Below are 23,123 nucleotides of genomic sequence, written 5' to 3' on the forward strand. Positions count from 1 at the left end.
TCGAGCGATGCCGGCTACACGAGATCATGGCATCCGTTTTCCCGCGCTGGAGCAACACCGCGTTCCGACTCGCCATCGCCGCCGTCCTCCTCGGCGGCGCGGCGGCCGTGGCGGCGCCGATGATCTACGTGCGCACGGAGTGGAACACCGGGCAGAACCTGCCCGTGCAGCAGCCGGTGCAGTTCGACCACAGGCACCATGTGCAGGACGACGCCATCGATTGCCGGTTCTGCCATTCCACGGTCGAGCGCGCCGGCACGGCGGGGATGCCGTCGACCGCGCTCTGCATGGGGTGTCACAGCCAGATCTGGAATCAGAGCCCCAAGCTCGAGCTCGTCCGTAGCAGCTATTTCTCGAACACCCCCATCGCGTGGAACCGCGTCACCGACGTCCCCGACTTCGTCTACTTCAACCACGCGATCCACGTGAACAAGGGGGTGGGCTGCGTGACGTGCCACGGCCGCGTGGACCAGATGCCCGACGTCCGGAAGGTGTCTCCGATGACGATGGGCTGGTGCCTCGCCTGCCACAGGGCGCCGGAGCGGCACCTCCGCCCGCCGTCCGCCGTCACGGACATGGAGTGGGACGCCGGCCCCGACGCGGAGCGGATCGGCCGCCAGATCGCGCAGCAGCTCGGCGTGCGGCGCCTCGAGCACTGCTCGACCTGCCACAGGTGAACGCGCGGGATCGAGGATCGAGCGGAGGCGCGGAGACGAGGAGACGGCATGCGGCGAACAGCGGAGAGCACTCGAGCCGGCGGCGCCGGCCGCCGAGGACCTGAAGAGGGATGATGGCTGATCAGAGACAGACCCCCTGGAGCGCGGCGCTCGACGGCAAGACGGGCAAGGCATACTGGCGCAGCCTCGCGGACCTCCTCGAATCGCCGGAGCTCCGCGAGGCCGCGGCGCGAGAGCTCCCCGGCGGCGGGGGCGACCCGGGCGCGGTGAGCCGGCGCGGCTGGCTCAAGCTCCTCGGCGCCAGCATGGCGCTCGCCGGCGTCTCCGGGTGCCGAGCGACGCCCGCGGACAAGATCGTGCCCTATGTGACGACCCCGCCGGAGGTGACGCCGGGGATCCTCCGGTACTACGCCACCAGCCTGGAGCTCGACGGGTTCGCCACGGGCATCCTCGTCGAGAACCACGAGGGGCGGCCGACGAAGGTCGAGGGCAACCCGGAGCACCCGGCGAGCCTCGGCGCGACCGGCGTTTACGAGCAAGCGTCGGTGCTCGGCCTCTACGATCAGCACCGGGCGCGCGCGGCGAGGCGCGGCGCGGCGCCGGCGGCGTGGCAGGCGTTCGTCGAGCAGTTCGGCGCACCGCGGCCCGACCGCGGCGCCGGGCTCCGGTTCGTCCTCCGGCCGACCGGCTCGCCGCTCGTCCTCGACCTCATCGGCCGCGTCCAGGCGCGCCACCCGGCCGCGCGGTTCACGTTCTACGCGCCCGCCCGGTCGGCCAATCCGGCGCGCGGGGCCGCGCTCGCCTTCGGCGCGCCGCTCCAGGCCCAGTACGACTTCCGGGCGGCGGACGTCATCCTCGCGCTCGACGCCGACTTCCTCGCGTCGGTGCCGTTCAGCGCGCGGTACGCGCGCCAGTTCGCCGAGCGCAGGCGCGTCGGCTCGCCGACGGGCACCATGAACCGCCTCTACGTCGTCGAGCCCGGGCTGAGCCCGACCGGGAGCATGGCCGACCACCGGCTGCGCAAGCGCCCGAGCGAGGTGCCGGCGCTCGCCGCGGCGATCGCGGCGGAGCTCTTCCTCGCGGTCGGCCCGCGCCCCGGAGCCGTCCCGCCCCAGGCGCTCGGCGCGCTCGAGCCGCTCCGGGCGCACGTGCGCGCCGAGGAGCAGCCGTTCGTCCGGGCGCTCGCGCGCGACCTCGCGCGCGGCGCCGCGGCGAGCGTCGTCGTCGCGGGGGAGCGGCAGCCCGCGCCGGTCCACGCGCTCGCGCACCTCATGAACGCGGCGCTCGGCAACGACCGCGCCGCGTGGGTCACCGGGCCGACCCTGATCTCGGCCGGCGCCGCCGAGCAGGAGCTCGCCGCGCTCGCCGACGAGATCCGGCGCGGCGGCGTCGATACGCTGGTGATCCTCGAGAACAACGTGGCCTACACGGCGCCCGCGGATCTCGAGCTCGCGGCGCTGCTCCGCTCCGTCCCGAACCGCGTCTACCTCGGGCTCTACGAGGACGAGACCGCGGCCGCCTGCGGCTGGTTCGTGCCCGCCGCGCACGAGCTCGAGGCCTGGGGCGACGCCCGCGCCTACGACGGCACGATCTCGCTGGTCCAGCCGCTCATCGAGCCGCTCTTCCAGGGCAGGACCGCCTCCGAGGGGCTCGCCGTGTTCGCGGGCGAGCCGCGCCGGAGCGCGCGCGAGCTGCTGCGCGACGCCTGGTCGGCGCGGCGGGGCGGCGCCGACTTCGAGGCGTTCTGGGAGGAGGCGCTCCGGCGCGGGCTCGTCGAGGGCACCGCGGCCCCGCGCGAGGGCGCCGCGCTGCGGCCCGACGGCGCCCTCGCGGCGCTCGGGCAGCTCGCGGCGGCGGTCCCGGCGCCGGCGGAGGTCCTGGAGGTCGCCTTCTCGGTCGACGCGAGCGTCTATGACGGCCGGTTCGCCAACAACCCGTGGCTGCTCGAGCTGCCCGATCCGATGACAAAGCTCACCTGGGACAACGCCGCGCTGCTCAGCCCGGACACGGCCAGAGCGCTCGGCGTCGACAGCGAGGATGTGGTCGATCTCGAGCTCCGGGGGCGGACGATCTCGATACCGGTCCTCGTCGCGCCGGGGCACGCCGACGGCGTGGTGTCGCTCGCGCTCGGCTACGGGCGGAGCGGCGCCGAGTCGATCGCCTCTGGCGTGGGGGCCGACGCGTACCGGCTCCGCACCGCGGACGCGCCGTTCTTCGCGGCGGGCGTCTCGGCGCGCAAGCGGCCGGATCAGAAGCACCGGCTCGCCCTGACGCAGAAGCACTTCAGCGTGCACGGGCGGCCCATCGCGCTCTCCGTCCCCCTCGCCGTCTACCGCGAGCACCCCGACTTCACGAGCGCGTTCAAGGGGCCGGTGCCGTCCCTCATGCCCGCGGTGTCGGCCCCCGGCGTGCCGCTCGCGCAATGGGCCATGACGATCGATCTCTCGATCTGCACCGGGTGCAGCGCGTGCGTCGTCGCGTGCCAGGCCGAGAACAACGTCCTCGTGGTGGGCAGGGACGAGGTCCTGAACAGCCGCGAGATGCACTGGCTCCGCATCGACACGTATTACTCCGGCGACCCGCGCGACCCGGGCGTCGTCCACCAGCCCATGCTGTGCCAGCACTGCGAGAAGGCGCCGTGCGAGTACGTGTGCCCGGTCAACGCGACCACGCACAGCCCCGACGGCCTCAACGAGATGACCTACAACCGCTGCGTCGGGACGCGGTTCTGCTCGAACAACTGCCCCTACAAGGTCCGCCGCTTCAACTGGTTCGATTACCACGAGCTCCACGCCTACAACACGGGGCTCGCGAGGCTCCAGCGCAACCCCGACGTGACCGTGCGGGAGCGCGGCGTCATGGAGAAGTGCACGTACTGCGTCCAGCGGATCCGCCGCGCGGAGATCGCGGCGCGCGTCGAGCAGCGCGGCATCCGCCCGGGCGAGGTCGTCACGGCGTGCCAGCAGGCCTGTCCGACGCGGGCGATCCAGTTCGGGGCGCTCGAGCACGCAGAGACGCCGATGGTCGCGTGGCGGAACGAGCCGCGGAGCTACGCGGTGCTGCACGACCAGGGGACCCGGCCGAGGACGATGTACCTCGCGCGCGTCGACAACGAGAACCCGGAGCTCGGCGAGCCGTGACACAACCCCTCATCCTCGGGAGGCCCACCGACGAGGCCCTCTCGGAAGAGCTGCTGTCGGTCGTCTGGAAGCCGCGGTCGCGGCTCTGGTGGGCGGCGTTCGCGGTCACCGGCGCAGGGACGATCGTGCTCTTGACGCTCGTCACCTACACCATCGTGAGCGGCATCGGCGTCTGGGGCAACAACATCCCGGTGGGCTGGGCGTTCGGGATCATCAACTTCGTGTTCTGGATCGGCATCGGGCACGCCGGGACGTTCATCTCGGCGATCCTGCTCCTGCTCGAGCAGCGCTGGCGCACGAGCATCAACCGGTTCGCCGAGGCGATGACCCTCTTCGCGGTCGTCCAGGCAGGCCTTTACCCGCTCCTGCACCTCGGCCGGCCGTGGTTCGCGTACTGGCTCATCCCCTACCCCTCCACGCTGAGGGCCTGGCCTCAGTTCAAGAGCGCGCTGCCCTGGGACGCGGCGGCGATCTTCACGTACTTCACCGTCTCTCTCGTGTTCTGGTACCTCGGGCTCGTCCCCGATTTCGCGTCCCTCCGCGATCGGGCGCCCGATCGCGGCCGCCGGGTGATCTACGGCATCCTGTCGCTCGGCTGGCGCGGCTCCGCGCGAGACTACCGCCATTATCGCCTCCTCTACGGCCTCCTCGCCGGCCTCGCGACGCCGCTCGTCCTCTCGGTGCACTCGATCGTGAGCAGCGACTTCGCGATATCGCTCGTCCCGGGGTGGCACTCGACCATCTTCCCCCCGTTCTTCGTCGCCGGCGCCATCTTCTCCGGCTTCGCGATGGTGCTCACGCTCCTCATCCCGGCGCGCCGGATCTTCCACCTGGAGCGCGTCGTCACCCAGCGGCACCTCGACAACCTCAGCAAGCTGACGCTCGTCACGGGCTGGATCGTCATCTACTCGTACATCATCGAGCTCTTCGCGGCCTGGTACAGCGGCTCGGAGTACGAGATCTACCAGTTCTTCGTCGCGCGCCCGAGCGGGCCGAACGCCGCCGTCTTCTGGGCGCAGATGTTCTGCAACGTCGCCGTCCCGCAGCTGCTCTGGTCCTCGCGCGTCCGCAGCAACATGATCCTGCTCTGGATCGTCTCGATTCTCGTGAACGTCGGGATGTGGTCGGAGCGGTTCGTGATCATCGTCATGGGGCTGCAGCGCGAGTTCATCCCGTCCGGGTGGCACGCCTACGGCCCGACGTGGGTCGATCTCACGCTGTTCGCCGGGACGTTCTGCTTCTTCCTGTTCCTCTTCCTCATCTTCCTGCGCCTGTTGCCGTTCATCCCGGTAGCCGAGGTCAAGGAGCTGAACCGCGAGATCAGCAAGGAGGAGCACTGATGCGGAGAGGTCTGCTCGCCGAGTTCGAGACGCCGGAGGCGATGCTCCTGGCGATCGCGGAGCTCAGGAGCCGCGGGTACCGCAGGCTCGACGCGTTCACGCCGTACCCGGTGCACGGCGTCGACGAGGCGCTCGGCCTGCGCCGCTCGCCGCTCAACTGGATCGTCCTGCCGTTCGCGCTCGCGGGCGCCGCCGGGGGCTACCTCGTCCAGTGGCACAACAACGCGTACGACTATCCCCTCAACATCGGCGGGCGGCCGGGGCACGCGCCCCCGGCGTTCGTGCCGATCACCTTCGAGATGACGGTGCTCGCCGCCGCCCTGGCGGGGTTCGTCGTGATGCTCGTCCTCGCGCGGCTGCCCGAGCTCTGGAACCCGATCTTCGATGTCCCGGGGTTCGAGCGCGCCACCATCGATCGATTCTGGATAGGCATCGACGCCCGCGACCCGGCGCTCATCAGCCCCCTCGCCGAGCGCGATCTCACCGATCTCGGCGCGCTCGCCGTCGCCTGGGCCGGGAAGGGGCGCGCATGAACCGCGGCCGCCTCCTCCCGCTCGCCTGCCTGGCCGCGGCGCTCTGCCTCTCGTGCACCCCGTCGACCCCGGCCGATCCCGAGCCCGGGGACGCCGACGCGCTGGACCTCGAGCGCATGCTCCGCCAGGCGCGCTACCTCCCCTACCAGCCCTCCGAGCTCTTCAACGACGGCTCCGTCATGCGCCGCCCGCCCGAGGGCACCGTGCCGAACGACCGCGCGACCGGCGATCCCGGGCTGACGCGCGGGGTCGCGGGCGGCGCGTACGTCACGCGCATCCCGGTCCCGTTGACGCTCGATCTGCTCCGGTACGGCAAGGAGCGCTTCGAGATCTTCTGCGCCGCCTGCCACGGGATCGCCGGAGACGGCGAGTCGGAGGTCGCGCGCAACATGACCCAGCGCCGCCCGCCGTCGCTCGTCGACGCGCGCGTGCAGGCGTTCCCGCCCGGCCGCATCTACCAGGTCATCGTCGAGGGCTACGGGCTCATGCGGTCTTATGAGCCGAACATCCCGCTCGGCGAGCGCTGGGCGATCGTGGCCTATGTGAAGGCGCTCGGGAGGAGCCGCGCCGCCGCGCTCGACGCGCTCCCTCCACCCCTCCGCGAGCGCGCCCGGAAGGAGCTCCCGTGAACCTCCGCATCCCCGTCTTCCGGGGCGGCCGCGCGATCGTCACGCGCTCGCTCGGCCTCGCCCTCGTCGGCGCCGCGCTGCTCGTCGCCGGCGCGTTCGTGGATCGCGAGCGGCTCTTCTACGCCTACCTCGCGGCCTACGCCTACGCCGTGACCACGGCGGTCGGCGCGCTCATCTTCCTCATGATCTGTCACGCCATGAACGCGACGTGGCCGGTGGCCGTCCGCCGCCTCGCGGAGGCGATCGTCGGCGCGCTGCCGCTCCTCGCCGTGCTGTTCCTCCCGCTCCTGTTCGGGCTGGACGCGCTCTACGGCGAGTGGCTTCATCCCGAGACCATCCGCGAAGAGCACGTGAGGGAGGTGGTGCTGCACAAGCAGCCTTACCTGAACCTCCCCTTCTTCCTCGTCAGGACGGCGATCTATTTCGCGGTCTGGCTCGCCTTCGGCGCCCTGCTCCGGCGCGGCTCGCTCCGGGGCGACGCGACCCCGGCGCTCGCGGCCGGCGGCCGCCTCCGCGTGATCAGCGTCGTCGGCCTCCCGCTCGTCGCGCTCACGCTCTCGTTCGCCTCGTTCGACTGGCTCATGTCCCTCGCGCCGACGTGGGTCTCGACGATGTTCCCCGTCTACGTCTTCGCCGGCGGCTTCGTCGCGGCGATAGCGCTGCTCACGGTCCTCGCGTTCGCCGCCGAGCGCGCCGGGCTCCTGCCCGGGCTCGGCGCGTCGCACTACTACGCCCTAGGCCGGCTGCTCCTCGCCTTCACCATCTTCTGGGCCTACGCCGCCTTCTTCCAGTTCATGCTGATATGGATCACGGACAGGCCCGAAGAGATCGAGTTCTTCCTGCGCCGCTCCCACGGCCCGTGGCGGACAGAGACGCTCGTCCTCGTGCTCGCGCGGTTCGTGATCCCGTTCGCGATCCTGCTCAATTACCGGATCAAGCGGCGGCCGGCCTGGCTGTCGGCGGTCGCCGCCTGGGTCGTCGCCGCGCACTACCTCGACATGCACTGGCTCGTCGCGCCCGAGATCCCGGGCGCGCGCGCGCCGCTCCACTGGCTCGATCTGGCGGCGCTCCTCGCCGTGATCGGCGCGAGCGTCGCGTTCGCCGCGCTGCGCATGCGCAACAGGCCGCTCGCCCCCATCAACGACCCGGCCCTGCCGGCCGCCCTCCGCTACGAGAGCGTATGACGTCCCATTACCGCCGCCCCGACGTTCGCCAGGAAGAGGATCTCCTCCCCTGGCGGAGGATCCTCGCCGTCGCGTTCGCCGTCGTCGTGATCTTCTTCCTCTTGGGCATCTGGTCGTGGATGATCCTGCGCGGCCGCGAGGCCGAGCTCCGCCCCGCGGGCAGGACCGTCGCGCGCGCCAAGGAGGGCTTCGAGCCGCGCGGCGTGGTGGCCGGGGTGGATCAGCGGCTCTTCCAGCGCGCGGCCAGCGGCGAGGCGGGGCTCGGCACGATGCTGAACCGCAAGAAGCGCGAGGAGCTCGGCCGCTTCGGCTGGGCCGACCGGGGCCGCGGGATCGTGCAGATCCCGATCGAGGACGCGATGAGCCTCGTCGTGGAGGAGAGCCGCTGATGAGGATGCACCCCGTGTCCACCGCCGCGCTCCTCGCCCTCGCGCTCTCGCGCGCGCCGCTCGCCGCCGCCGCGGATCCGCCGTCGCTCCCGCCCGCCGCGCGCGAGGCCGACATCGACGAGCGCCTCGGGGGCGCCGTGGACAAGGCCCTCCAGTTCACGGACATGGATGGACGGCGCGCGCCGCTCGCGGAGCACTTCGACGGGCGGCGGCCGGTCCTCCTCGTCCTCGCCTATTACCGCTGCCCGACGCTCTGCGGCCTCGTGCTGCGCGGCCTCGTCGCCGGCATGACGAAGCTCGATTACCGGCTGGGCGAGCAGTACCGCGCGCTCACGGTGAGCTTCGATCCGCGGGATACCCCGGAGTCCGCCGCGCGGAAGCGCGGAGCGGCCCTGTCGGCGCTCGGCGCGGCGGGCGCGCCCGATCGCGGGGCCTGGCCGTTCCTCACCGGCGAGCTCCCCGAGATCCGCGCGCTCGCCGGCGATCTCGGCTTCCGGTTCGCGTACGACCCGCGGACCGAGCAGTACGCGCACCCCGCGGCGGTCTTCGTGCTCACGCCGGACGGCCGCATCTCCCGCTATCTCTATGGCATCGAGTTCTCCGCCCTCGACCTCCGGCTCGCGCTCCTCGAGGCCAGCCGCGGGCAGGTCGGCACCTCCCTGGATCGCGTCCTCATGACGTGTTATCGTTACGATCCGGCGAGCCGCCGCTACGGCCCTTACGTGGCCGGCTTCCTGCGGGTCGGCGCGGCCTCCATCCTGACCTGGGTCGTCGCGCTGCTCGCCTTCTTTGGCTGGCAGGGGCGGCGGCGCAGTCGGCGGGAGGGCGCGCGATGAACGACCTCCTGCGCCAGCTGCTCTTCCTGCCCGAGCAGCGCTCCTCGCTGGCCGGCGAGGTCGACGGGCTGCACTACTTCGTCATCCTGGTGACGATGGGGGGCGCCGCCCTGATCACGCTGATCGGCGGGTATTTCCTCATCCGCTATCGCCGCCGGGTCCAGGACACCTCGACGCCTCACCCCGGGGCCTTCGCGCGGCCGGCGCTCTTCCTGGAGACGGCGGCGCTCTTCGGCCTCGGCTTCCTGTTCCTCACCTTCTGGAACATCGGCACGCGCCAGTTCGTCGACCTGCGCACGCCGCCGGAGGACGCGCTCGACGTCTACGTCACGGCCAAGCAGTGGATGTGGAAGTTCAGCTATCCGGAGGGAGAGAGCATGATCTCGGTGCTCTACGTCCCTGCGCGCAGGCCGGTGAGGCTCGTCATGACGTCGCGGGACGTCGTCCACAGCTTCTTCGTGCCCGAGTTCCGCATCAAGCAGGACGTCGTCCCGGGCCGGTATACCACCGTCTGGTTCGAGGCGAGCGAGCCGGGCGCGTACCCCATCCTCTGCACCGAGTACTGCGGCACGAGCCACTCCGAGATGCGCGGCCAGGTGATCGCGCTCGCCCCGGCCGACTACGAGCGCTGGCTCGCGGGCGGCGCGGCGAGCACGCCGGCGTTCGCGCAGGAGGCCGCCGACCGGGCCGAGCTCGCCGCCGCGGAGCCGACGATGCCCCAGCGCGGCGAGCTCGCCGCCGCGCGGCACAACTGCCTCCGCTGCCACACGCTCGACGGCACGCAGCACGTCGGCCCCACCTGGGCCGGGCTCTACCGCGCCGTCGTGCCGCTCGAGGGCGGCGGCGAGCGCGTCGCCGACGAGGCCTACATCACGGAGTCGATCATGGATCCGCTCGCCGTCCTGCACCGCGGCTTCTCGCCGGTCATGCCGTCGTACCTGGGGCAGATCACGCCGCCCGACGTCGCCGCGATCATCGAGCTCATCAAATCGATCCGCGACGTCCCCCACGGCCCCGTCGTGCCGTGGGACGGCGTCAGCGGAGGCGGCGCCCCGGCGCCGGGAGGGATAACGACGCCATGACGGCCCATGAGATCGAGGGGACAGCGCCCGTTCACGGCTCGCACGAGCTCGATTACCTCCGCGCCGGCGCCGGCGTGCGATCGTGGCTGCTCACGACCGATCACAAGCGCATCGGGCTCATGTTCTATGCGCTGATCGTGCTGATGCTCCTGCTCGGCGGCGCCTTCGCGCTCGTCCTCCGGACGGAGCTCTTGACCCCCGGGCCCACCGTCATCGACGCGCCGACCTACAACCGCATGTTCACGCTCCACGGCGTGGTCATGGTGTGGCTCTTCATGATCCCGTCGATCCCGAACGTCTTCGGGAACTTCTTCCTCCCGCTCATGATCGGCGCCAAGGACCTCGCCTTCCCGCGCCTCAACCTGGCGAGCCTCTACGTCTACGCGGTTGGCGCCGTGATCACGCTGGCGACGGCCATCGCCGGGGGCGCGGACACCGGGTGGACGTTCTACCCGCCGTACAGCACGACCACGCCCGCGGCCGTCCTGCCGATCGTGATCGGCATCTTCATCCTCGGCATGTCGTCGATCATGACGGCCGTGAACTTCATCGCGACGACGCACACGATGCGCGCCCGCGGCATCGGCTGGGGCAGGCTGCCGCTCTTCGTGTGGGCCAACTACGCGACGAGCGTCATCATGCTGCTCGCGACCCCCGTCCTCGGCCTCACGATCCTGCTCGTCGGGCTCGACCACATCTACCACTTCGGCGTCTTCGACCCGGCGCTCGGCGGCGATCCCGTGCTGTTCCAGCACCTGTTCTGGTTCTACTCCCACCCTGCCGTCTACATCATGGTGCTCCCGGCCCAGGGCGTCGTCAGCGAGGTCGTCTGCACCTTCTCCCAGCGGCAGCCGGCGTCCTACTGGGCGATCGCCCTCTCGTCGCTCGGCATCGCGTTCATCGGGTTCACGGGGTGGGGGCACCACATGTTCGTGGCCGGGATGAGCGAGTTCGACGCCGGGGTCTTCGGCGCGCTCTCGATGTTCGTCGCGATCTTCTCCGCCATCAAGGTCTTCACCTGGGTGGCGACGCTGCAGAAGGGGTCCATCTATTTCAACACCCCGATGCTCTATTTCTTCTGGTTCCTGTTCCTCTTCGTCTTCGGCGGCATGACCGGCGTCGCGACGGCGACGCAGTCGCTCGACGTGCACTGGCACGACACCTACTTCGTCGTCGCGCACTTCCATTTCATCATGGTGGGCGGCACGCTCACCGCGTTCCTCGCGGCCGCGCACTACTGGTTCCCCAAGATGTTCGGCCGCATGTACTCCGAGGCGATGGGGCTGCTCACCTCGTTCGGCGTGTTCCTGGGGTTCATCCTGACGTTCCTCCCGCAGTTCCTGCTGGGCAACGCCGGGATGCCGCGCCGCTATTACAGCTATCCGGAGCAGTACCAGTGGCTGAACGTCCTCTCGACCGGCGGCGCTTACCTGCTCGCGGGCGCGCTCGTGCTCGCGCTCGTGAACCTCCTCGTCGCCCTGCGCTGGGGGACGCGCGCCCCGGCCAATCCATGGAGATCCCGGAGCTACGAGTGGGCGACGCCGCCCCTACCGCCGGCGCACAACTTCCCGGTGACGCCGATCGTCGAGCGCGGCCCGTACGACTACCAGCTGACCGAGGAGGAGGCCCATGCCCGAATCTCAGCCGCCCTCTGAGCCGCTCGCCCCGGCGCGGCTCGCCATGCAGTTCGAGGATCTCGAGAAGCAGACCCACGCCGCGCACTTCGGGATGTGGATCTTCCTCGCCAGCGAGGTCCTCCTCTTCGGCGGCCTCTTCGCCCTGTACGCCGCCTACCGCGCGATGTTCGGCGCCGATTTCACCGCGGCGATCGCCCACAACAACGCCGTGATCGGCACGTCGAACACGGCGATCCTCCTGACGAGCAGCCTGCTCGTCGCGCTGAGCGTCCACGCCGTGCGCCTCGACAATCCCGCGAGGGCCGGCCGCCTCCTGCTCGGCGCCATCGCGCTCGGCATCGCCTTCCTCGTGCTGAAGGGCGTCGAGTACACGGCGCACTTCCACGAGGGGATCTTCCCCGGCGCCGCCTACCGCTTCGAGGAGCTCCCGCAGGCGGGCGCGAAGGTGTTCTTCACGCTCTATTACCTGACGACCGGGCTCCACGCCATCCACGTCACGGCGGGGCTCGTGGTCCTCGGCTGGCTCGCGTGGGGGTGCTTCCGGCGCCGGTACGGCGCGGGCAACGAGACGCACGTCGAGCTCGGCGGGCTCTACTGGCACCTCGTCGACGTGATCTGGATCTTCCTCTGGCCGATGCTCTACCTGATGCACCGCTAACGGCACGCAGCGCCCATGATCGTCAAACACCTCTCCTTGCGGACCTACGTGATCGTCTGGCTCGTCCTGCTCGCGCTCACGCTGGCCTCGTACCTCCTCTCGCTGGCCCACCTCGGCCGGGCCGACGTCGTCGCGGCGCTGCTCATCGCCGCGGCGAAGACGGTGCTCGTGGTCCTCTTCTTCATGCACCTCATCGAGCAGCGCTTCGCGAACGCCCTGCCCATGATCGTGTCGGCCCTCCTCCTCGGCCTGCTGTTCACGCTGATGGTCAGCGACGTCGCGACGCGCGAGACGGTCTCGCGCGGCCCGATCCCGCCGGCGCCGCCGCCGCCCGAGGTCGCGGCCCCGCCCCGGTGATGCGGGGTCGCCCCGTCGGGGGGCGCACGACGCCGATCTCACCGCATCGGCCGCCGGTCGGGTGACGCCGATCTCACCGCATCGGCCGCCGGTCGGGCGATGCCGATCCCACCGCATCGGCCGCCGCGCACGTGGGCTATCCACCGCCCCGGTTCGGTCCTACAAACACGTGCTCTCGGCGCCGCGCGGCGGCCATGAGGAATGGCGCCTGCGCCAGGGGCATTGCACGTTCGGCAGGAGCGACCATGAAGAGGTGGGTTGGACGGGCCGCGGTCTCGTGCGGTCTCGCCGCGGCGGCGTGCACCGCCGGCCCGGCGGACGCGCCGTGGGTCGCGGAGGGCGACGGGTCTCTGGTGCTGGACTGGGCGGCGCGCGCGCCGGCGGCGCTCCGCGGCGCCCCCGGGAACGACGCCCCGGCAGCGCCGTGCGCCGCGCGGGTCCTCCTCGCGGAGGGCTTCGCCGACAACGCGGCCCGGTGGAGCCTCGCGGCAGGGTGGGAGATCGGCCCGGCGCGGGCGTCCAGCGGCCAGCGCGCGGGGTTCCCCGATCCGGCGAGCGATCACACGACCTCCGGCGACAACGGGGTCGCCGGCGTGCTCCTCGGCGGCGGCCCGAGCGTCAACGCCTCGCACCCGCAGCGCTATCTGACGAGCCCGGCCGTCGACGCGGCCGTGAGCGGGCGAGTCACGCTGTCCTTCTGGCGCTGGCTGAACACGACCTACCGCAACAAGGCCCGTGTCGAGGTCTTCGACGGCGCGCGCTGGAGGATCCTCTACGAGTCTCCCCACGAGGACGTCGCCGAGTCCGCGTGGACGAACGTCGCGTACGATCTCACGCCCTACAAGAACCGGAGTCTCCGGGTGCGCTTCGGCTACAGCGCCGTGCTCGCCTTCGGCGGCGCGCCCACGTCCGGCTGGAACATCGACGACGTGCAGATCAGCGCGTGCCGGTAGCCGGCCGCCGTGGACCGGGCTCGGCGAGAGCACGGCAGGAGAGATCGACAGCCATCAATTATTTCCGCTTTCATGGGAGCTCGCTCCGGGCACCTGCGAGGCTCGCCGTCCGATCGTCCTGGCACCTCGCTTGCTGAGCCCAGCACGAGAAGCGCGCAAGGACAGAGCTTGCGCCGGGTTGTGCCACAGAAAGGATATCGCACGTCATGGCCATCCAGAAGAAGCGCAAGGTGCTCCGGACCCCCTTCGTCGTGACCGTCGCCGCGGCAGCCTCGTTCGCGGGCGCCGTGGCCCTGCCGGGGTGCGACCCCACGGTGCAGGACGGCAGCTGCCCCGCGGAGCGGCCGGCGGAAGGGTCGAGCTGCGACGCGGACGACGTGTCCTGCACCTACCCGGGCACGTGCGGCGACGACTCCTTCAGGTTCACGTGCGAGGACGGGGCGTGGCAGATGGGGGTCGATCCGACGTGCAACCCGCCGCCTCCGGCGTGCCCCGCGGAGCGGCCGGCGGAAGGATCGAGCTGTACGGCGGGCGGCCTGTCCTGCACCTACCCGGGCACGTGCGGCGACGACACCTTCAGGTTCACGTGCGAGGACGGGGCGTGGCAGATGGGGGTCGATCCGACGTGCAACCCGCCGCCTCCGGCGTGCCCGGAGGAGAGGCCGGAGGCCGGATCGAGCTGTACGGCGGGCGGCCTGTCCTGCTCGTACCTCGACGACTGCGACAACCCCATCGACTACACGTGCATGGGCGGGGCGTGGCAGATGGGGCCGGAGATGTCCTGCAACCCGCCGCCGCCCCCGGAGTGCCCCGAGGCGACGCCGGAGGACGGGGCTCCCTGCGAGGGAGCGATCGGGACCTGCGGCTACATGATGCCCACCGGCTGCGGCCCGATGCCGATCGACGCGGCGTGCGTCCTGGAAGGCGACGCCTGGCGCTGGCAGGTGCACGAGATCTTCTGCAACCCGCCGCCGCCGGAGCACTGCCTCACCGCCGCCACCGCGGAGGCGTGCGCGGGCCTCGGCCCGACCTGTCAATGGCTTGTGCCAGGCTGTGCCGACGGCGACGGAGCGCCGGCGCTGCCCGCGGTGGGCTGCTTCCCGAGCCTGCCGTGCGAGACCGACGACGCGTGTCCGGCTGGGACGCTCTGCCAGGAGGTCGTCGTCAACCCCTGTGTTGCCGCGTCTCCCGGCGGGGTGACCTGCGCCGCGTGCGGGTCGACCAAGAACGTCTGCGCGCCGCCCTCCGCGGCGACCGCCGCGGGGAAGTGAGCTCCTCCGCGGCCGGCGCGCCCCGCCAGGGGCGCTCCGCCGCGGCCGGCGCGCCCCGCCTCTCGTCTTGCCGCTCCCGGACCCCGCGCATAGCGTGACCCCATGACGGACGCCCCCGACGCAGAGCACGACAGCACCGCGGCCGCGGAGCAGGCGCCGCGCGAGGAGCCATCGCCCGCCGCTCGCGCGCCCCTCCCGCTTCCGCCCGCGAGCGACGCCGTGCGCGCCGAGTGGGGGCGGCGCATCGAGGCCGAGTACCGCTCGGCGGCGATCACGCAGCACCTCACGCTCTGGCTCATCCAGATGGGCGCGTCGCCGGATCTCATCGACGACGGCCTGCGCATCGTCAAGGACGAGCTCGCGCACGCGCGCCTCAGCCATCGCGTCCACGCCCGCGCGGGCGGCGGGGCCTTGCCGGCGCTGCGCCGCGAGACCCTCGGCCTGAAGGGCGGCGGCGACGAGCCGCTCGAGCTGGCGGTCGCCCGGGCGGGCGTGGAGGTGTTCTGCCTCGGGGAGACGGTCGCGGTCCCGCTCTTCAAGGTGCTCCGCGAGGGGTGCACCGTCCCGGTCGCGCGCCGGGCGCTCGACCGCATCCTCCGGGACGAGGTGCGGCACCGCGACTTCGGCTGGACGCTGCTCCGCTACCTGCTCGAGCTGCCGTGCGCGCCGGCCGTGCGACAGCTGGTCGAGCGCGAGCTCCACGCCATGTTCGCGCGGCTGCGCCGGAGCTACATGCCCCCCGGCGGCGCGAAGCGCGCGGCCATCTCGGACGACGATCGCGCCTGGGGCCTGATGCCGGTCGCCCGATACGGCGAGATCCTCGAGCGCGCCATCGAGCGCGACTACGTGCCCCGCTTCGGCGAGCACGGCGTCGACGCGGCCGCCGCGTGGCGCCGCTCGGCGAGCGCGCCCGACCGGCCCGCCGCGCCCACCTGAGCCGGCCGGCGCGCGTCCCCCACGCGCCGCCGCGGAGCCAGGAGCGCGCCGGGTCCGATGAGATCGCTCACATCCGACGCCCCGAGGCTTCTTTGCCTTGCCCTGGGATAGGCCGTGATGCGCGCCGGGCCCCGCGTCCTCATGCGCGTTCACCTGGACGGTCGCGCCATGGCACCAGATGAGGTCCGGCGCCTACCCCGCTTGACGCGGCGCACCGGACTCGAGGAGACCCGCGGGCCGGTCGATTGGAATTGACACAGAAATTGTGATCGCTCACATTCGACCCGAAGGGTATCCTTTTGCTTCGCCCTTGATAGGAGGCCTCGTCGTGCGCGCCGAGACCTTCGTGATCTGAACGATTTCGGCAAGGATCGCGTTCGCCCCGTCGTCGCGGAAGCGATCGCTGCTCGTTGGTGCTCGGCGTCTTGCCAGGGGTGTTCCCCTGGAGAACACGACAGGCCTTGCTTGTTCGACCGCTGTCGTGAGCTCCGAACATTGTTCACCGAGAATGATTTTTTCATCCTCCGGCGAAGCGTCCGGGTGGCAACCCGCAGCCTCTGAGTGAATGCGACCCCTTCGCTGCATCGATGAGTTGTTGATATAGCGCCAATTTTCCAAGATGGCCAGATCGCACAGAACCATGTTTCTGTCCACCCAGGGCAAGGGAACTGCCCAGTCACCAAAGGTCAGTCAGGAGACAATGATGACCCCACCGTTTTTTTCGATAACCGGCTTGCCGCGCCGCGGGCGGGCGCTCGGTGCGGGGCTCTGCGTCACGGCGCTCCTGCTCGCGGGGTGCACGGGCACGTTGGGCGATCCAGAGGAGAGCGTCGACCCTGGGCCGGGCGGCAGCGGCGAGGCCACCGGCGGCGAGGCGCGCGGCATCGACATGCAGGGTGCGCCGCGGTACCACCGGTTCGTGCGCCTCACGAACTCGCAGTGGGCGAGCAGCGTGCAGGTGGTCCTGAACCTCGCCGCTCCTTCGACGCTGTCCGAAGCGTTCGAGAAGCCCGTCGCCGGCACGACGGACTTCACGAACAACGAGCTCCTGCTGAGCGTGAACCAGCGCTCGTGGAGCGACTACCAATCGGCGGCGGAGGCGCTCGCCGAGGAGGTGACGGCTTCGGATGCGGCGCTCGCCAAGGTCTACCCGGGTACGGACCCGGCCGGCTTCCTCAAAACCGTGGGGCGCCGTGCGTATCGCCGTCCGCTGACGGACGCCGAGCTCACCAAGTACACGGCGCTCTTCGAGACCGGCGCGGCGATGTCCGGCACGAAGAGCACGTTCGCCAAAGGCGCGCAGCTCGTGATCCGGACGATGCTCCAGTCGCCGCACTTCCTCTATCGCACGGAGCTCGGCGAGGATCGCAAGCCGCTCAACGGTTACGAGATCGCCGCGAAGCTCTCGCTCTGGCTGCGCAACGCCGCCCCGGACGACGCGTTGCTCGACAGGGCGCCGACGTTCACGACGCCGGAAGCGATCGCCGCGGTCGCCGAGTCCATGCTGGAGGAGCCCGCTGCGGCCAGGGGCATGCGATACTTCCATGGCGAGCTGCTCCATTTCGATCGCTACGCCACGATCAGCAAGCTCGGCGTGCCGAGCTACAAAGAGTCGTTGAACGCGGAGTACGAGGAGAGCGCGTACCTGTTCTTCGAAAAAATCTTCACCGAGGGCCACGGCATCAAGGACATCCTCACGTCCACGAAGGGCTTCGTGGGGCCGGGGATGGCGGAGCTCTACGGCCTCTCGCCGAGCGGCCGCGACGTCGTGGAGCGAGACCTCGGTCCCGATCGCGTCGGCTTCTTCTCGCAGCTCCCTTACCTGACGCTCAACGCCCTGAACGAGGAGTCGGACTCGATCCACCGCGGCGTCAGCATCAACCTCGACGTGCTGTGCGCGCCGCTCGGTTCGCCGGCCCCGAACATTCCGCCGGTCCCGCCGCTCGAGCCCGGGCAGACGAATCGTCAACGCATCACGCGGCTCACGTCCGGCTGCGGCGGCTCGTGTCACAACGAGCTCATCAACCCCGTCGGTTTCGCCTTCGAGCACTTCGACGGCATGGGGCTCTATCGGGACGAGGAGAACGGCGGCTTGCCGATCGACAGCAGCGGCGTCTACTCCTTCTCCGAAGGAGCCAAGTCGTTCGCGGATGCCGGCGAGCTGATGCACTACATGGCGGAGGGCGAGCAGGCTCACCTCTGCTACGCCAAGAAGCTCGCGAGCTTCGCGCTGCAGCGCGACGTCATCCCGTCGGACTTGCCGCTCGTCGAGACGCTCGCCGACGTGAGCCGCGGCGCCAGCGGCTCGGTGAAAGAGATGATGCTCGAGCTCGTGAAGGACGAAGCATTCCGGACTCGCGTGGGAGGCCCGCTGTGAACCCCAAGATCGTAACGAACCTCACTCAATCGCACGTGGCCCGCAGGCGCGGGATGAATCGGCGCGCGTTCCTGCGCGCCGGCGGCGTTGCCATCGCCCTTCCGTTCCTCGAGGGTCTGCCGTCGCGCTCCGCTTGGGCCGCGGACAACGCGCCCGTGTTCAGCCTCTACATCGTGGCGGCGTGCGGCGTGGTGGGTAAAAAGTTCTTCCCGGACCAGACTGGCCCGCTCACGACCGCGGGGCTCGGCGCCATGACGGACAAGGCGACGCACGTGCTCGCGCCTCACGCCGCGAACCTGCTGTTCATCCGCGGCATCAACTTCCCGATGGGGGGCCCCACCAACTGCGGCCACGCGCAGGGCCTGTGTCAGTCGCTCACCGCGCGCCCGGCGCAGGGCGGCGGCAGCACCGCATCCTCGAGCGGCATCTCCGCGGACGTGCAGATCGCCCAGCTGGTGAACGAGGGCGGCGCCGAGCCGCTCACGCTCTACGCCGGCAACCGCAGGAACGGGTACATTGCCGAGCGCATCTCTTTCAAGGGCGGCGGCGCCGGACAGGTGCGCTCGGCGGACGACAACCCGTACACGCTCTACGCCAAGCTCGTCGGCCTGGCGAGCGGTGGTGGTGGTGGCGGCGGCGTCTCGCTCGCGGAGGAGCTCCTCCGCAGCCGCAAGAGCGCGAACGACTTCGTGCGCGAGGAGCTGAACAGCCTGATGCGCATGTCGGCCCTGAGCTCCGCCGACAAGCAGCGCCTCGAGCAGCATTTCGACGCCATCCGCGACACCGAGGTCACGATGGGCGAGATGGGCGCGGCCTGCAGCCAGGCGGGCCTCGCGACGTCGGAGCTCGAGGCGCTCAAGAGCGGCTTCGCGTTCAAGACGGACGGCATGATCGAAGACGTCGCGAAGCTCCACCTCGAGCTCGTGGCGCTGGCGTTCGCCTGCAACTTCAACCGGGTGGCGACGCTGCAGCACGGCGACGGCACGGATCAGACGAAGTATGCGGTGCCGGCGAACAAGAGCCTCGGCTGGCCCTTCCACCACATCAGCCACCGTGTGCAGTCGGACGCGGCTTCGGGCAACAACCCGACGGCCGAGCAAGCGCACGCCGAGATCGACGTGCTCCGCATGCAGACGCTGCTCCACGGCCTCGATCACTTCAAGGCGCGCGGCCTGTTCGACAAGTCCATCATCATGTGGACGAACCACGTCTCGGATGGCCCGTCGCACAGCTTCCGCAACGTGCCGACGATCATCGCCGGAAGCGGCGGCGGCTACCTGAAGCAGGGGCAGTTCATCGACGCCGGAAACGTCACGAACAACCGCCTCTTCAACGGCCTCATCGCCGCCGCCGTTCGGGACAAGACCGAGTGGACGAAGAACTTCGGTGAGGGCCAGGGCTCCGGGCCCATCGACGGCATGCTCGCCTGAGCGCCGTCGCCGGACGGTGAGCCTCGCTGCCGACCGGGCTGGCCACCTCGACTTGGTGGCCGAGCCCGGTTCGGCTCATCGTCCCGCCTGATGTTGTCGGCCGTAGACCAGCAACATGGCGATGATCACGGCACCGTAGATGATCTGACGGCCGGCCTCGGGCATCTGCAGCACGCTGAGCATGCTCTGGAGCAGCACGATCAGGATCGTGCCGAGGACGGTGCCGAGGTACGTCCCGCGCCCGCCCATGATGTTGGTTCCCCCGATCACCACCGCGGCGATGGCCGGCATGAGGTAGTCGTTGCCCATGGCCTGGTAGGCCTTGTGCGAGAAGCCTGCTAGCAGCATGCCGGTGATGGCGGAGCACACGCCGCACATCACGAAGGCGCCGATCAGCACCAGGTGCGTCCTGATGCCCGACAAATAAACGGCCTGCTCCTGGTTGCCCACCGCATAGATATAGCGGCCGAGCGTGGTCTTCTTCAGCACGAAGGTGCCGACGCCGCCGACGAAGATCCAGACGAACAGCGAGTTCGGGATGGAGAGCGTCTTGCCCACGGCCAGGACCTCCATCCACTCCGGCGCCTCGCTGCGCGGAGCGAAGCCGCCGGTGTAGAGCACCATCAGCCCCTGAAGCACGGTGTTCGTGCCCAGCGTGAAGATCATCGACGGCACGCGCAGGTAGGCGACGCCGAGCCCGTTCACCAGACCCGCGGCGGCGCCGATGGCCAGGCCGCAGGGCAACGCGGCCCAGCCGCCGAGCCCTGCGGCCAGCATGGCGCTCGAGGTGAGCACCCACGGCAGCGAGAGATCGATGTGACCGAGCAGGATCACGATCATCATGCCCGTGGCGGCCACGCCCAGGAAGGCGGCGATCTGCAGCTGCTGCAGGATGTAGTAGGGGCTCAGGAAGCTCAGCGTGCCCTGGGTGATCAGCGTGCCGACCGAGCCGATCACGAGGATGACGCCGATCGACAGCAGCGCGTACCAGGTCGGCTTGTCGATCTCGCCGAAGCGGATCTTGAAGGAGCGGAGCTGTTGCATCGAGCTCACCTGAAGACGTGCAGCCGGTTCTTGACGCGGACGACCCAGAGCGCGCCGAGGCAGACGGCCGCGAGCAGGATGAGGCCCTCGAACAGCGGCTGGTAGAGCGGGTTGGCGAGGAAGCCGAGCGCCGAGCCCTCGTTGAAGACGCGGAAGTTGAAGGCGACGGAGCGGAGCACGAGCGCGCCGAAGAGCGATCCTATGGCGCCGCCCATCCCTCCGTAGAGCGAGGTGCCCCCGATCACGACGCTGGCGATGGAGTTCAGCGTGTAGGAGCCGGCTTGTGGGATGTCGGCGTTGCCCGACGTCGTCTGCAGCGCGAGGTAGAGGCCGCCGACGCCGGCGAAGAACCCCGACAGCGTGTACGCGGCCAGCTTGACGCGCTCGATGCGGACGCCCGACATGTACGCCGCCTCCTGCGACGCGCCGACGGCGTAAGCGCCGAGGCCGTAGCGGGTACGGCGGTAGTAGGCCCAGAGCAGCGCGAGCAGCGCCATCCAGATCGCGGGCGACGGGATCTCGCCGACGAAGCCCAGCGCGCCGTCGAGGGGGGCGGCGCCCGCAGCCTGCAGCAGCTCGTTGAGATCGAAGGTCGCCGCGAACGCCAGATCGCCATCCACCTGCCCGCCGGGCGTCGGTCTCAGGAACAGCGCGATGCCGATGAAGATCGTCCCCGAGGCCAGGGTGGCGATGATCGGTTGCAGGCGGCCGTACACGACGAGGCAGCCGTTGAGCAGGCCCGCCGCCATGCCCACGGCCAGGCACAGCAGGATGCCCAGGAAGCTCTCGAACGCGCTGCCGGCAAGGACGTGCGAGGCCACGCAGTTGACGAGCGTGATCACCGCGCCCACGGACAGATCCAGGCCGCCGGTCAGCACGGGGATCGTCTGGGCCATGGCCGCCGCCACCAGCACGAACGACTCGTTGGCGTTCTGCCCGACCAGCGGCGCGCTGAAGCCCTTGGGATGGGACAGCGAGTAGAGCCCGTAGAAGAAGATGCACAGACCGACGGCCACGAGCAGGCCCTGGTTCTGGCGCAGGCGGAGCTTCCAGTCGTTCATCGTGCCTCTGATGGCGCGCGCTCGGCTTCGGGCTTCGCGCGCTCAGGCCCGCCGCGCAGACCGAGGGCCAGGTCCAGGATGTTCTTTTCGGTGATGTCGGGCCCCACGAGCTCGCCCTGCACGCGGTGCTGGTAGAGGACGAGCACGCGGTCGCAGCAGCCGATCAGCTCGTCGTAGTCCGTGGTGTAGAAGAGGATGGACGTGCCGCCGTCCGCCAGCTCGCGGAGCAGCTGGTAGATCTCCTGCTTCGTACCGACGTCGATCCCACGGGTGGGGTCGTTGAGCATCAGCAGCCGCGGCTCCGTCATCAGCCACTTGGCCAGCACGACCTTCTGCTGGTTGCCCCCGGACAAGGATGACACCGGGTGGTCGAGCGACCCGATCTTGATCTGGATGCGGCGCACCATCTCGTCGATGCGCGCTGCCTCGCGCTGGCGGTCGATCACCACGCCGCTCGTGAGCTTGTCGAGCGAGGCCAGCGACATGTTCGTGCCGATGGCCATCGGCAGCATCAGGCCCTCGGTCTTTCTGTCTTCGGGCACGAGGGCGATGCCGTGCGCGCGGTCCTTCGCCTGGCGCGGGCTCGTCAGCTTGACCGGCTTGCCGTCGATCTTGATCTCGCCGCGCAGGTCCTTGAGCACACCGAACAAGCTGAGCAACAGCTCGCGCTGGCCCTGGCCGTCGAGCCCGCCGATGCCGAGGATTTCGCCCTTGCCGAGCTTGAACGACACGTTCTCGAGCTGCCGCTCCCAGCTCAGGTCGCGCACCTCGAGCAGCGTCTCCGGGAAGCTGCGCGCCGCCGGCTTCGGCGGGAAGACGTGACCCATGTCACGCCCGATCATGAGCTCCACGATCTGATCGTCGCTGCGCTGGCCCTTGGCGAAGGTCTCGATGTGCCGACCGTTGCGGAAGACCGACATCACGTCCGCGAGCTCCTTGATCTCGTGCATGCGGTGCGAGATGTAGAGCATGCCGACGCCCTGAGCCTTGAGCTCGGCCAGGAGGTCGTAGACCTTCTTGACGTCGCTGTTGGTCAGCGCGGAGGTGGCCTCGTCCAGGATCAGCAGCCGCGGGTCCTTGCCGAGCGCCTTCGCGATCTCGACCATCTGGCGGCGCGAGAGCGGCAGGTCGCTCACCCAGGCGTTCGGGTTCACGCCCTCGCAGCCGACGCGCGCCAAGAGCTCCTCGGCCCTGCGGACCTGCGCCCTGCGATCGAAGAGCCCGAGGCGGCTCGTCGGCATGGTGATGCCGATGTTCTCGGCCACGGTCAGCGTCGGCATCAGGGACAGCTCCTGAAAGACGCAGACGATGCCGGCGGCGTTCGCCTCGATCGGGTGGCCGAACCGGACCGGCTCGCCGTGGAGCAAGAGCTCCCCGGCGCTCGGCTTGACCACGCCGCCGATGATCTTGATGAGGGTGCTCTTGCCCGCGCCGTTCTCGCCGAGGATCGCGTGCACCTTCCCCGCCTCGCAGGCGAAGTCGACGCCGCTCAGGGCGGTGACTCCGCCGTAGTGCTTGGAGACGGCCCGGAGCTCGAGAAGCGGAGGGCTCACCGTTTCGGTCATGATGCTGGGGCGCCGGGGGGCGCT

General features: G+C 70.3%; 21 protein-coding genes. 17 read left to right on the forward strand and 4 right to left on the reverse strand.

The window, feature by feature from the left end; translation table 11 throughout:
- Positions 1-26: 26 nt before the first annotated feature.
- The 15 genes from WMF20_RS26745 (at position 27) to WMF20_RS26815 (ending at position 15,622) form a co-directional block, all read left to right on the forward strand.
- Positions 27-677, forward strand: coding sequence for a cytochrome c3 family protein (locus tag WMF20_RS26745; RefSeq protein ID WP_437604770.1), 651 nt, complete (start codon positions 27-29; stop codon positions 675-677).
- Positions 678-790: 113 nt separating this feature from the next.
- Positions 791-3,817, forward strand: a complete 3,027-nt coding sequence (locus WMF20_RS26750; RefSeq protein ID WP_437604771.1) for a TAT-variant-translocated molybdopterin oxidoreductase — start codon at positions 791-793, stop codon at positions 3,815-3,817.
- The gene (gene nrfD, locus WMF20_RS26755; RefSeq protein WP_129577076.1) at positions 3,814-5,157 is read left to right on the forward strand and encodes an NrfD/PsrC family molybdoenzyme membrane anchor subunit; all 1,344 of its coding nucleotides are present in this window, start codon (positions 3,814-3,816) and stop codon (positions 5,155-5,157) included. The genes WMF20_RS26750 and nrfD overlap by 4 nt, the downstream gene beginning before the upstream one ends.
- The gene (locus tag WMF20_RS26760; RefSeq protein WP_437604772.1) at positions 5,157-5,690 is read left to right on the forward strand and encodes a DUF3341 domain-containing protein; all 534 of its coding nucleotides are present in this window, start codon (positions 5,157-5,159) and stop codon (positions 5,688-5,690) included. The genes nrfD and WMF20_RS26760 overlap by 1 nt, the downstream gene beginning before the upstream one ends.
- Positions 5,687-6,319 (forward strand): c-type cytochrome, encoded by a 633-nt coding sequence (locus WMF20_RS26765; RefSeq protein ID WP_437604773.1) that lies wholly within the window; start codon positions 5,687-5,689, stop codon positions 6,317-6,319. The genes WMF20_RS26760 and WMF20_RS26765 overlap by 4 nt, the downstream gene beginning before the upstream one ends.
- Positions 6,316-7,503 (forward strand): hypothetical protein, encoded by a 1,188-nt coding sequence (locus WMF20_RS26770; protein WP_129577079.1) that lies wholly within the window; start codon positions 6,316-6,318, stop codon positions 7,501-7,503. The genes WMF20_RS26765 and WMF20_RS26770 overlap by 4 nt, the downstream gene beginning before the upstream one ends.
- Positions 7,500-7,892, forward strand: coding sequence for a hypothetical protein (locus tag WMF20_RS26775; RefSeq protein ID WP_437604774.1), 393 nt, complete (start codon positions 7,500-7,502; stop codon positions 7,890-7,892). Before WMF20_RS26770 ends, WMF20_RS26775 begins: the two co-directional genes overlap by 4 nt.
- Complete coding sequence (locus WMF20_RS26780) at positions 7,892-8,728, forward strand: SCO family protein (RefSeq protein ID WP_437604775.1); 837 nt, start codon at positions 7,892-7,894, stop codon at positions 8,726-8,728. Before WMF20_RS26775 ends, WMF20_RS26780 begins: the two co-directional genes overlap by 1 nt.
- The gene (gene coxB, locus WMF20_RS26785; protein ID WP_437604776.1) at positions 8,725-9,810 is read left to right on the forward strand and encodes a cytochrome c oxidase subunit II; all 1,086 of its coding nucleotides are present in this window, start codon (positions 8,725-8,727) and stop codon (positions 9,808-9,810) included. The genes WMF20_RS26780 and coxB overlap by 4 nt, the downstream gene beginning before the upstream one ends.
- The gene (locus WMF20_RS26790) at positions 9,807-11,465 is read left to right on the forward strand and encodes a cytochrome c oxidase subunit I (protein WP_437604777.1); all 1,659 of its coding nucleotides are present in this window, start codon (positions 9,807-9,809) and stop codon (positions 11,463-11,465) included. Before coxB ends, WMF20_RS26790 begins: the two co-directional genes overlap by 4 nt.
- Positions 11,440-12,105, forward strand: a complete 666-nt coding sequence (locus WMF20_RS26795) for a cytochrome c oxidase subunit 3 family protein (protein WP_437604779.1) — start codon at positions 11,440-11,442, stop codon at positions 12,103-12,105. The genes WMF20_RS26790 and WMF20_RS26795 overlap by 26 nt, the downstream gene beginning before the upstream one ends.
- A 15-nt stretch (positions 12,106-12,120) precedes the next feature.
- Positions 12,121-12,462 carry a cytochrome C oxidase subunit IV family protein gene (locus WMF20_RS26800; protein WP_437604780.1) on the forward strand — a complete coding sequence of 114 codons (342 nt, stop codon included), beginning with the start codon at positions 12,121-12,123 and terminating at the stop codon, positions 12,460-12,462.
- 245 nt (positions 12,463-12,707) lie between these two features.
- Positions 12,708-13,415 (forward strand): hypothetical protein, encoded by a 708-nt coding sequence (locus tag WMF20_RS26805; protein WP_437604782.1) that lies wholly within the window; start codon positions 12,708-12,710, stop codon positions 13,413-13,415.
- A gap of 206 nt (positions 13,416-13,621) precedes the next feature.
- Complete coding sequence (locus WMF20_RS26810) at positions 13,622-14,686, forward strand: hypothetical protein (RefSeq protein ID WP_437604783.1); 1,065 nt, start codon at positions 13,622-13,624, stop codon at positions 14,684-14,686.
- Positions 14,687-14,788: 102 nt separating this feature from the next.
- A complete protein-coding gene (locus WMF20_RS26815; RefSeq protein WP_437604784.1) occupies positions 14,789-15,622 on the forward strand; it encodes a ferritin-like domain-containing protein in 834 nt (277 codons plus the stop codon).
- Positions 15,623-15,895: 273 nt separating this feature from the next.
- Here the strand turns inward: WMF20_RS26815 and WMF20_RS26820 are convergent, their stop codons facing one another.
- Positions 15,896-16,264 (reverse strand): hypothetical protein, encoded by a 369-nt coding sequence (locus tag WMF20_RS26820; protein WP_437604785.1) that lies wholly within the window; start codon positions 16,262-16,264, stop codon positions 15,896-15,898.
- Positions 16,265-16,355: 91 nt separating this feature from the next.
- On the opposite strand from WMF20_RS26820, the gene WMF20_RS26825 reads away from it, so the two are divergent.
- Positions 16,356-17,999: a DUF1592 domain-containing protein gene (locus tag WMF20_RS26825; RefSeq protein WP_437604787.1), complete on the forward strand. Its 1,644-nt coding sequence runs from the start codon at positions 16,356-16,358 to the stop codon at positions 17,997-17,999.
- Between the two features lie 53 nt (positions 18,000-18,052).
- A complete protein-coding gene (locus tag WMF20_RS26830; RefSeq protein WP_437604788.1) occupies positions 18,053-19,429 on the forward strand; it encodes a DUF1552 domain-containing protein in 1,377 nt (458 codons plus the stop codon).
- A 75-nt stretch (positions 19,430-19,504) separates the two neighbouring features.
- Here the strand turns inward: WMF20_RS26830 and WMF20_RS26835 are convergent, their stop codons facing one another.
- Genes WMF20_RS26835 through WMF20_RS26845 form a run of 3 tightly spaced genes read right to left on the reverse strand, consistent with a single transcriptional unit; the run spans position 19,505 to position 23,099 of the window.
- Positions 19,505-20,473, reverse strand: coding sequence for an ABC transporter permease (locus tag WMF20_RS26835; protein ID WP_129577089.1), 969 nt, complete (start codon positions 20,471-20,473; stop codon positions 19,505-19,507).
- A 5-nt stretch (positions 20,474-20,478) separates the two neighbouring features.
- Complete coding sequence (locus tag WMF20_RS26840) at positions 20,479-21,534, reverse strand: ABC transporter permease (RefSeq protein WP_437604789.1); 1,056 nt, start codon at positions 21,532-21,534, stop codon at positions 20,479-20,481.
- Positions 21,531-23,099: a sugar ABC transporter ATP-binding protein gene (locus tag WMF20_RS26845; RefSeq protein ID WP_437604790.1), complete on the reverse strand. Its 1,569-nt coding sequence runs from the start codon at positions 23,097-23,099 to the stop codon at positions 21,531-21,533. Before WMF20_RS26845 ends, WMF20_RS26840 begins: the two co-directional genes overlap by 4 nt.
- Positions 23,100-23,123: the final 24 nt, after the last annotated feature.

Origin of the sequence: Sorangium sp. So ce834, assembly GCF_051521425.1 — a bacterium.
GTDB lineage: Bacteria > Myxococcota_A > Polyangia > Polyangiales > Polyangiaceae > Sorangium > Sorangium cellulosum_D.

Bases quoted from the DNA above. Each gene is read 5' to 3' on its own strand.
- WMF20_RS26820 (WP_437604785.1), bottom strand. From the start codon at position 16,264: ATGGTTCTGTGCGATCTGGCCATCTTGGAAAATTGGCGCTATATCAAC.
- WMF20_RS26810 (WP_437604783.1), top strand. From the start codon at position 13,622: ATGGCCATCCAGAAGAAGCGCAAGGTGCTCCGGACCCCCTTCGTCGTG.
- WMF20_RS26840 (WP_437604789.1), bottom strand. From the start codon at position 21,534: ATGAACGACTGGAAGCTCCGCCTGCGCCAGAACCAGGGCCTGCTCGTG.
- WMF20_RS26835 (WP_129577089.1), bottom strand. From the start codon at position 20,473: ATGCAACAGCTCCGCTCCTTCAAGATCCGCTTCGGCGAGATCGACAAG.
- WMF20_RS26750 (WP_437604771.1), top strand. From the start codon at position 791: ATGGCTGATCAGAGACAGACCCCCTGGAGCGCGGCGCTCGACGGCAAG.
- WMF20_RS26780 (WP_437604775.1), top strand. From the start codon at position 7,892: ATGAGGATGCACCCCGTGTCCACCGCCGCGCTCCTCGCCCTCGCGCTC.
- WMF20_RS26765 (WP_437604773.1), top strand. From the start codon at position 5,687: ATGAACCGCGGCCGCCTCCTCCCGCTCGCCTGCCTGGCCGCGGCGCTC.
- WMF20_RS26760 (WP_437604772.1), top strand. From the start codon at position 5,157: ATGCGGAGAGGTCTGCTCGCCGAGTTCGAGACGCCGGAGGCGATGCTC.
- coxB (WP_437604776.1), top strand. From the start codon at position 8,725: ATGAACGACCTCCTGCGCCAGCTGCTCTTCCTGCCCGAGCAGCGCTCC.
- WMF20_RS26745 (WP_437604770.1), top strand. From the start codon at position 27: ATGGCATCCGTTTTCCCGCGCTGGAGCAACACCGCGTTCCGACTCGCC.
- WMF20_RS26790 (WP_437604777.1), top strand. From the start codon at position 9,807: ATGACGGCCCATGAGATCGAGGGGACAGCGCCCGTTCACGGCTCGCAC.
- WMF20_RS26775 (WP_437604774.1), top strand. From the start codon at position 7,500: ATGACGTCCCATTACCGCCGCCCCGACGTTCGCCAGGAAGAGGATCTC.
- WMF20_RS26815 (WP_437604784.1), top strand. From the start codon at position 14,789: ATGACGGACGCCCCCGACGCAGAGCACGACAGCACCGCGGCCGCGGAG.
- WMF20_RS26805 (WP_437604782.1), top strand. From the start codon at position 12,708: ATGAAGAGGTGGGTTGGACGGGCCGCGGTCTCGTGCGGTCTCGCCGCG.
- WMF20_RS26845 (WP_437604790.1), bottom strand. From the start codon at position 23,099: ATGACCGAAACGGTGAGCCCTCCGCTTCTCGAGCTCCGGGCCGTCTCC.
- WMF20_RS26795 (WP_437604779.1), top strand. From the start codon at position 11,440: ATGCCCGAATCTCAGCCGCCCTCTGAGCCGCTCGCCCCGGCGCGGCTC.
- WMF20_RS26800 (WP_437604780.1), top strand. From the start codon at position 12,121: ATGATCGTCAAACACCTCTCCTTGCGGACCTACGTGATCGTCTGGCTC.
- WMF20_RS26830 (WP_437604788.1), top strand. From the start codon at position 18,053: ATGAATCGGCGCGCGTTCCTGCGCGCCGGCGGCGTTGCCATCGCCCTT.